The organism is Massilistercora timonensis (assembly GCF_048354975.1).
Classification (GTDB): Bacteria; Bacillota; Clostridia; order Lachnospirales; family Lachnospiraceae; genus Massilistercora; species Massilistercora timonensis.
This window is the reverse complement of sequence record NZ_DBGCJQ010000076.1, coordinates 1-5,469: the sequence shown is the minus strand read 5'-3', so window position 1 is coordinate 5,469 and position 5,469 is coordinate 1. Positions and strand designations below refer to the sequence as shown.

The 5,469-nt window shown below is 54.1% G+C and carries 6 protein-coding genes and 1 tRNA gene; 1 reads left to right on the top strand and 6 read right to left on the bottom strand.

The window, feature by feature from the left end; translation table 11 throughout:
* The 6 genes from ACML7B_RS07165 to ACML7B_RS07140 form a co-directional block, all read right to left on the bottom strand.
* Nucleotides 1-413: tRNA pseudouridine synthase A (locus ACML7B_RS07165; protein WP_418540214.1), on the bottom strand; the 413-nt coding region annotated here is incomplete at its 3' end.
* 17 nt (nucleotides 414-430) lie between these two features.
* Nucleotides 431-880, bottom strand: a complete 450-nt coding sequence (gene nrdR / locus ACML7B_RS07160; protein ID WP_346707144.1) for a transcriptional regulator NrdR — start codon at nucleotides 878-880, stop codon at nucleotides 431-433.
* Between the two features lie 62 nt (nucleotides 881-942).
* The gene (locus ACML7B_RS07155) at nucleotides 943-1,251 is read right to left on the bottom strand and encodes a PRC-barrel domain-containing protein (protein ID WP_418540211.1); all 309 of its coding nucleotides are present in this window, start codon (nucleotides 1,249-1,251) and stop codon (nucleotides 943-945) included.
* Nucleotides 1,252-1,309: 58 nt separating this feature from the next.
* Nucleotides 1,310-2,242 (bottom strand): carbamate kinase, encoded by a 933-nt coding sequence (arcC, locus tag ACML7B_RS07150; protein ID WP_106789066.1) that lies wholly within the window; start codon nucleotides 2,240-2,242, stop codon nucleotides 1,310-1,312.
* 84 nt (nucleotides 2,243-2,326) lie between these two features.
* Complete coding sequence (locus tag ACML7B_RS07145) at nucleotides 2,327-4,045, bottom strand: SulP family inorganic anion transporter (protein WP_418540209.1); 1,719 nt, start codon at nucleotides 4,043-4,045, stop codon at nucleotides 2,327-2,329.
* Between the two features lie 78 nt (nucleotides 4,046-4,123).
* Nucleotides 4,124-4,198 (bottom strand) — tRNA-Pro (locus ACML7B_RS07140).
* A 131-nt stretch (nucleotides 4,199-4,329) separates the two neighbouring features.
* On the opposite strand from ACML7B_RS07140, the gene dapB reads away from it, so the two are divergent.
* Nucleotides 4,330-5,130: a 4-hydroxy-tetrahydrodipicolinate reductase gene (gene dapB, locus ACML7B_RS07135; RefSeq protein ID WP_418540207.1), complete on the top strand. Its 801-nt coding sequence runs from the start codon at nucleotides 4,330-4,332 to the stop codon at nucleotides 5,128-5,130.
* Nucleotides 5,131-5,469 lie beyond the last annotated feature (339 nt).

Sequence of the window (5,469 nt, the reverse complement as noted above, 5' to 3'; positions counted from 1 at the left end):
ATATCCAGCTTCACCGGATAGTGATAACAGTATCTCCGGGAAAATACATCCGGCTTCTCCCGGCAGTCAATGTAATATTCGTATTTCTTTCCCTTGGCGCTCTTCCTGGCGTGAAAGCCGTTCTTCACCAGCTCCACCTTCACGATCCGGATATCTTCCGGAAGATACCGGTTCAGCGCGTCCTTGAATTCTTTGGGATCATACAGCTTGGACAACTTCACACTGGCCACCTGTCCTCTGGCGTGGACGCCCGCATCGGTCCTGCCGGAGCCGTCCACCTGAACCCGGTATCCCACCAGCTTCCCGATGCTCCACTCCAGAACAAACTGGATGGTATTGTCGGTGGTCGCCTGGCGCTGCCATCCCTGATATCTGCTCCCGTCATAGGAAATCGTCAGTTTATAAGTTCTCATATCTCTTGCTCCCTACACTACTTCAAAAACTTCTTCAGCTCGTCCATAAAGGTATTCACATCCTTGAACTCCCGGTAGACAGAGGCGAAACGCACATAGGCCACCTCGTCCAGGTCCTTCAGTTCATCCATCACGATCTCGCCGATGGCGCTGCTTGGCACTTCCTTTGCCTCCAGGCTGAAGATCTTGGTCTCGATCCGGTCGATGGCCCGCTGGATGTCCTCCGCGGAAACCGGCCGCTTGTAACAGGCCTGCAGGATCCCCTTCTCGATCTTGCCCCGGTTATATTGTTCCCGGTTATTATCCTTCTTAATGATGATAAGGGGGATGGTCTCGATCTTCTCATAGGTGGTAAAGCGTTTGCCGCACACATCACAGGAACGTCTCCTCCTTATGGAGTTGCCGTCCTCCGCCGGCCTGGAATCAATTACTCTTGTATCTGGATTACCGCAGTATGGACATTTCATCGTGTCTTAAATTCCTTTCTTTTTCTTGTATTCTACTAGTATAACTTTCCAAAAACCAGAAGTCAAACCCGTCCGAAGAGTTTCCCTTCCGGCGCCTCCAGATCCTCATGGATCTCCACCAGGATGATGTCCGGCCCGATCTTCTTCACGCACCGGAAGGGGATCACATACTCCGCCCCGTCGCCAAAGATCCCGCAGAATTTCCCGCCTCTGGGAATGACGATGGCCTCGATGCGCCCCTGGCATTCATCTATGATTAAATCTACCACATATCCCAGCTTTTTACAATCGCACGTGTTGATAACTTCTTTCGCCTCCAGTTCGCACAGACGCAACCAAACCGCCCTCTCCCCGGGATGCATAAAAAACATCCGCGTATACTTCTTATAGACAGTATATGCGGATGTCTTACTCTCGTTACAGCTCCTCTTATCCCTGGATGATGGTGCCGGTCTTACCCTTCAGGGCCTCTCCCAGCTTGTCAAAGGAAGTGATAAGCGCCCGTCTTCCTTCCCGCTTCTCGATAAATCCAAGAGAAGCGCTGAACTTGGGCAGCATGTTGTACTCTCCGAAATGTCCTTCTTCCATATATCTGCGGGCGTCTTCCACGGAGATCTCTCCCAGCTCTTCCTCATCGGGGCGTCCCATGTTGATCTTCACCTTCTCCACGCTGGTCAGGATGATCAGCTCATCGGCGTCCACTTCTTCCGCCATCTTCCCGGCAGCCAGGTCCTTCTCGATGACCGCGCTGGCGCCTTTGAGGTGGTTGTCCTGCTGAAGTACGGGGATCCCGCCGCCTCCACAGGCGATCACGATCTGGTCCGCGTCAAGAAGCGCTTTGATGGCGTCGATCTCCACGATGGTCCCAGGCTGGGGCGCGGATACGATCCGGCGGAACCCTTTCCCCGGCTCCTCCACCACATAGTTGCCTTTCTTGCGCTCCTCGTTGGCTTCTTCCGCGTTCATATACCGGCCAAGCACCTTAGTAGGCGTATAGAAAGCGTCGTCATAGGGATCCACGATCACCTGGGTCAGGATGGTACTCACCGTCCGGTAGATCCCCCGGTTCAGAAGCTCCTCTCGGATACTGTTCTGAAGGTCGTACCCGATATAGCCCTGGCTCATGGCGGAACATACCGACATGGGCGCGGCGGTGTAATCCTGATGGGCCTTGCCAAACTCATTCATAGCGGTATGGATCATGCCCACCTGGGGCGCGTTGCTGTGGGTGATGGCCACCTGATAACCCTGCTCGATCAGATCCGCGATCACCTTGGATGTATGGTTTACTGCTTCTTTCTGCTCCGGGAGCGTAGTCCCCAGAGCCCGGTGGCCAAGCGCCACCACCACTCTTTTTTTCATACTCTTTACCTCTGTTCTCCCATGGTCTAGTTAGGACTTCTGCTTTCCTTTTATCCTAGCATACTATAGCGTCCGTGTAAATCTTTATTCTGTCTCTTTCCCGGCTTCTCTTTCCGTCTCCGGCTCTATCTCCTTCTGTACCTCAAGGACCGCCTCTTCCACGGTGGGCAGCACCTTCTCATCCCGGATCAGCGTTCCCTCTCCAAGGAAGCCCAGCTGTTCTTCCAGATGCTTTGGCACTTCCGTCAGGTAGAAGTGGATCCCCTGCTTCTCCAGATTGTCCGCCAGGATCTCCAGACGGTCCGCTGCAGTAAGATCGATGCTGCTGATCGCGCCGCCATCCACGATCACCGCTTTTGTATCTTCCTTTATGCTGTTCTCAATATCCTGCTGGAAGATCTTGATATTGGCAAAAAACAGCCGCTCTCCAAACTGATAGACCACCATCTGATGGATGGGCTCGGCTTCTTCCCGCTCCTGTAGGTTGTAAAGTCCCTCTCTCTCCGGGATCCTTCCCAGAAAGGCCCTGGGGGGATTGGCCACCTCCACGATCACCTCGGTGATCACTACGATAAAGGACAGAAGCATTCCGATCACTACGCCATACACCGTTCCCAGGAAGAGAACACCCAGCATGGCCGCCACAAAGATCCAGAAGTCTCTTTTGCGCACCTTCCACAGCCGCAGCGCCAGATGGACTTCCACTACCTTCATCAGCGCGCAGATCACAATGGCCGTCAGCACCGGGACAGGCAGATACTCAATAAACCCGGTCCCTGTAAAGAGCAGGGCCAGCATAACGATCCCCGCCACTACGGACACCAGCTGGGTGTGCCCGCCGTACTGATCATTCATAGAAGTCCGGGAAATGCTTCCGTTCACCGGACAGCTTCCGGTAAGCGCCGCCGCCCCATTGGCCAGGGCACAGGCCAGGATCTCCCGGTTCTCGTTGATCTTGTAGCCGTTTTTCAGGGCAAATTCATTTTCCGCAAGCAAAGTCTCCGCCATCACCACCGCGGCCACCATCAGAGATTTTCCCACCACATGGGTGATCTCCACATTTGCGAAATCCGGCAGGATGATCCCGGGGAATCCAGGATCCACATGGGATAATAATGCCACATCATACTGCTCCAGATGAAGGACTGCGGTAAGCCCGGCCCCCGCCGCCATCACAAAGATGGGCATGGGGAACTTGGGGATGAACCGGGTTGCCGCCAGGATGATCACCAGGGAACATACTCCAAGGAGGAGAGAAACCGAATTGATATCCCGGGCAGTCTCCAGGATATGCCCCAGAAGCTCCGGCGCTTCTCCCGCTTCCGCTTTTCCGCCCATAAGCTTGGGGATCTGCATCAGGATGATCTCAACACCGATACCGCTGATAAATCCCCCCATCACCGGAGAGGAGATGAAATTCACGATCCTGCCTGCCTTCAGAAAATAGAACAGCAAAAGCCACAGGCAGGTAAACAGCGCCATCATCGGCACAAAGGCCATGGCTTCCGGCGAGCCGCCCACAATGCCGAAAGAGGCGATCGTCGCCCCCGCCAGCGCTGCCGGCGTGGCGTCCACCCCCAGGATGAACTGCCTGGACCGGGTGACTGCCGCAAAGACGATGATCGGAAGCACCGACCCGTACAGGCCATACACCGGCGGCAGGCCGGACACTTCCGCATAGCCCATGGCAATGGGAATGGATACCGCAGCTATGATGATCCCCACGAAAATATCTTTGGGAAGGTATCGCCAGGAATATCCCTGCAATGTGCAAAACAATCCTTTCGCCTGTTCCTTCTCCATTTCTTTTCCCTCATTCTTCCTTTGTAATGTGTAATGAAAAAAGGCTTAACTGCCGTCCCGGGAAGTTAAGCCTCTGCGTCGGGGTAACAGGATTCGAACCTGCGACCTCACGGCCCCCAGCCGTGCGCTCTAACCAAACTGAGCCATACCCCGATAGTGATATTCTATCGAATACCGTCGAAAAATGCAAGCATTATTTTTAGTATTCTTTTCCATTAGGATATGCTAGAATAAAATTAATATACGTGAAACCCACGAAATTCACGAAAAAAGGAGCGTTTTTTATGAAAATTATTGTAGTTGCCCCAAGAGGAAAAATGGGCAAATTGATCACCCAGGCCGCCGCCTCAAGAGAAGATCTGGAGCTTGTGGCCGGCCTTGGTCCAAAAGGAAGAGACTATATCGGGGAAGATCTGGGTACGGTGGCTATGACCGGCCGCACCCTGGGCGTCCCCGTAACAGACGATCTGGAGAGCGTCATCGACCGCTGCGACGCGATCATCGACTTCTCCACCCGGGAGGTATCCCTGGAAGTCCTGGCAGCCGCAGTGGCTCACAAAAAGGCGCTGGTGTGCGGCACCACCGGCTTTTCAGAAGATGAGATGGCCCGGTTCCATGAGACAGCTAAAACCATTCCCATGCTGTACGCCGCCAACACCTCCAAGCTGGTCAATGTAATGAACAAGCTTCTGGAGATGGTGACCAGAACTGTAGGCGATGAGCTGGATATCGAAATCCTTGAGATGCACGACCAGTGGAAGAAAGACGTACCCAGCGGAACCTCCCGGGAAATGGGCGAGATCATGGCCCATGCCCTGGGCAAAGAACTGGAAGACATCGCCGTATACGGCAGGGAAAAAGGTGAGAATCCCCGAAAGCCGGGAACCATCGGCTATCACTCCCTGCGGGCCGGCAACATCCCCAGCAGCCACACCGTCTACTTCGGCGGGCTGGGCGAACGCCTGGAGATCACCCACCACTCCTACAACTGGGAGTGCTTCGCCAGAGGCGCCTGCGACTGCGCCGCCTATCTGGAAGGGAAAGAGGCCGGGTTCTATACTATTCAGGATGTGTTGAATCTGTAAATTCAGGTTTGTCGTGTACTTTGTCCAGAGGCGGGGACCGGCGATTGCTTCGAGGCTGACGCTTAACCTCCGCAATCATCCGGCCCCCGCCTTATCGCCAACTGTCCCGACAAAGGCCTGATAAGTGTTAGTCGGCCTGCGGCCGGAAAGAAGGTAGGCAGGGCTTTGTAGATGTTCTGACAGAACCAGAATGCACAGAAAACGGATTCGCTGCAGGGGCTGACTCCGTTTTCGTGCGTCTGATCGCTGCCATGTCATCCCTGCAAACCTGAATTTACCAATACTTCTTCATATATTCTTCTGCCTTTTCTTCAGACAGTTCATATCTTTCCTGAAGGG

What these genes read in the sequence shown, in the direction of transcription:
- nrdR (WP_346707144.1), bottom strand. Translation starts at nt 880, where the DNA reads ATGAAATGTCCATACTGCGGTAATCCAGATACAAGAGTAATTGATTCC.
- arcC (WP_106789066.1), bottom strand. Translation starts at nt 2,242, where the DNA reads ATGAAAAAAAGAGTGGTGGTGGCGCTTGGCCACCGGGCTCTGGGGACT.
- ACML7B_RS07145 (WP_418540209.1), bottom strand. Translation starts at nt 4,045, where the DNA reads ATGGAGAAGGAACAGGCGAAAGGATTGTTTTGCACATTGCAGGGATAT.
- dapB (WP_418540207.1), top strand. Translation starts at nt 4,330, where the DNA reads ATGAAAATTATTGTAGTTGCCCCAAGAGGAAAAATGGGCAAATTGATC.
- ACML7B_RS07155 (WP_418540211.1), bottom strand. Translation starts at nt 1,251, where the DNA reads ATGTTTTTTATGCATCCCGGGGAGAGGGCGGTTTGGTTGCGTCTGTGC.